The organism is Lentzea roselyniae (genome assembly GCF_039537795.1).
GTDB lineage: Bacteria > Actinomycetota > Actinomycetes > Mycobacteriales > Pseudonocardiaceae > Lentzea > Lentzea atacamensis.
This window is the reverse complement of the sequence record NZ_BAABBE010000109.1, coordinates 1-2,452: the sequence shown is the minus strand read 5'-3', so window position 1 is coordinate 2,452 and position 2,452 is coordinate 1. Positions and strand designations below refer to the sequence as shown.

General features: G+C 67.6%; 2 protein-coding genes and 1 pseudogene. All 3 read right to left on the bottom strand.

The genetic code is table 11. From position 1 onward, the window contains the following. Window positions 1-1,335 precede the first annotated feature (1,335 nt). Window positions 1,336-1,668 carry a transposase gene (locus ABFX45_RS46065; protein WP_211337805.1) on the bottom strand — a complete coding sequence of 111 codons (333 nt, stop codon included), beginning with the start codon at window positions 1,666-1,668 and terminating at the stop codon, window positions 1,336-1,338. Window positions 1,669-1,819: 151 nt separating this feature from the next. Then, complete coding sequence (locus ABFX45_RS46060; RefSeq protein ID WP_346137406.1) at window positions 1,820-2,236, bottom strand: IS110 family transposase; 417 nt, start codon at window positions 2,234-2,236, stop codon at window positions 1,820-1,822. A 118-nt stretch (window positions 2,237-2,354) separates the two neighbouring features. Next, a pseudogene (locus ABFX45_RS46055) lies at window positions 2,355-2,452 on the bottom strand (IS982 family transposase); the annotation flags it as partial.

The following is a 2,452-nucleotide window of genomic DNA, read 5'->3' as shown; positions in this document are numbered from 1 at the left end:
CGATCTTCGGTGGCGGGCCGCTCTTGTCGGGGTTCTCCAGGTGATGAGTGTGTTCGTGGCTCATGTCAGCTAGACCGGACACCCGGCTGATTTGTGACACGCAGGTGCTCGCGTGCCTCCAGCTCCTCCTCCGAAATCACGGTGAGCACCGGCCGGCCCGGCTCGCAGATCATGGTCGCGATCGGCGCGGACTCGTCGCCGCCGGCGCTCGAATCGCTTGCCCAACAGGGCATCCCACGTCGATAGGGTGGACGGCGAATGGGTGATCGCCGAGGCAAGGCACAACCCTCTGCAGATCGCGGCGCAGGTGGCGACAGTGCTCAAACCGGGCTGCGTGCGCGTCAGAAGCGGGATGCGCATCGTTGTGCTTCTCTGGCACGGTAGGACTTTGGCGATGACCGACTGCAGTGTGCCGCGTTGGCGGATTTGTCAGCTCAGTCAAGGCGAACGCCGCAGTCTCTCGTCGCCGAGGTTGGTCTTCCTACTCGTGACAGTCATCCGCGGTTGCCGATCCCCGAGCGTATACCTGAGCCCGTGGAGTACGTCGTGGTGGCGCCGTAGCCAACCTGGTTGTGCAGGTGGTTCTGGTGCGCTGTAGCTGTGCCGAGGATCGCCCGCGCGTCGGGCTGATACTCAGGTGCGTTGTCGCGTCGGCGCTCGGGGCCGTTCGCTGGACGAGCTTCTGGACAAGGCGCGCCAGGAGGACGCGGTGCACCGAGCTGCTCATCAGAAGCCGATCTCTGCTGAGACTCTGCGCGTCCGGCTGGGGATTGGTGCCGTCTCTGCTCGACGACTCGTGAAGATTGTTCGCGCAGAGTTCCAAACGCACCGCGCACTTGATTCGAGCGCGAAGCAGCCCGCACAGCTGATATGGGGGCATGTTTGTCAGGTGGGCAGGTTGATGCCGGCCCGATTTGGCGTGTTGTGCCTGGTCAGGGTGCCGACGGGAGACCGGGTGTAGAGGCGGTGTCGGTCGACGCGCGGTCAAGGCTGATATGCGCGGGTTGGTTACCGCATGACCGGTGTTCGTCGGGAGCGTTCCGTGTGTCCAGGGTCGAGCGTCGCACCATCCTTTGTGGATAGTGCTGCTCATGGCTGCATCGCGGGTCGCTCCTCGCGCTGCCTGCACATGCCGGTCACCCGCCGGCGGCTCGTGAGGTCAGTCCATGATCGCGAGACTCCAGCACCATCCGGCGAGCTCGCGTGCCACAGCGACCACGCTGATGGTGGAGCGTTTGCCGCGGGCGTCGAGCCTGGTCCAGCGGCGGTGCAGCCGCCGGTTGCCGGCCTCCGCGCGGACCCGGACGGCGGGCGGCTGACCATCCAGGCGGTGGATCAGCTCGCGGCTGGGCCGAGGGCATTTGCGGTGGTGCCAGGCGGCCTCGACCAGCAGCCGGCGGGCGTGGGTGTTGCCGGTCTTGGTGATCGCGCCCTGGCTGAGTCGGTCCCGCTGGAGGACTCCGCGGGCGTCAGGCCGAGGTAAGCACCGATCGAGGACCCGGTGAACCGGTGCCAGTCGCCGATCTCGGTGGCCAGCCCGAACCCGGTCAGGGTGCTCACCCCGCGCAGACAGCCCAGGCGGCCCACGATCGGCGCGAACGCGGGTGTGGCGGCCATGCCGGTGATCGCGGCGACCAGCCGGTCGCGACGGGCATGCGTGGCCAGCACCGTGTCGTAGGCCTCGTCGAAGGCCAGCCGGACCCGAGCCGTTCGAACCTCAGCGTCCGCGGCCAGGACTCGTGCGCCGCGGTCCAGGCGCTGCCGTCGTAGAGCAATCCCTGACGCAGCAACAACTTCGACAACCGGTGCCGTGCTCGCATCAGATCACCGCGCACGTCCTCACGGGCCCCGCACCAGATCTCGTGCCGCTTCCTCGGCCTCGCTGGGCACTCGCACCCCAGGCAGTTCCCCCGATCCGCAGCAACCTGGCCAGCCGCTCCGCATCCCGGCGGTCGGTCTTCACGCGATCCCCCGGCGGCTGCTCCAGCTTCGACGGCGCAACCACCACACACCGCACCCCGGCCGCCTCCAGCGCCCGCGCCAGCCCGAACCCGGTCGGCCCGGCCTCATACGTCACCACCACCGGACCGGGCAACGAGCACACCCACTCCACCACCGCCACGGTCTTCGGCGAGAGCCGTAACGACCGGATCTCCCCAGCCTCGTTGTCAATCGCGCAGGCCACCACCGACCGCGCGTGAACATCCAGCCCGACACACGTACGCTCGGCAAACACCGGCGCCTCCCGTAAATGCGGCTCTACCGCCACCGGTTGTGACGGCAACCCGCGCCAACTTACGAGTGAGGCGCCGGCCCTTCATACGGTCTAGATGGTTGATTCCGTGAAGTTGGTGTCAGTGATCGAACGCGGTCAGTGAGCGTTTGCTGGTCACGCCCGCCTCCCAGTTGTGCCAGATGCCGGCGGCCATGGCCAGCAGGCGCTGAGCGACAC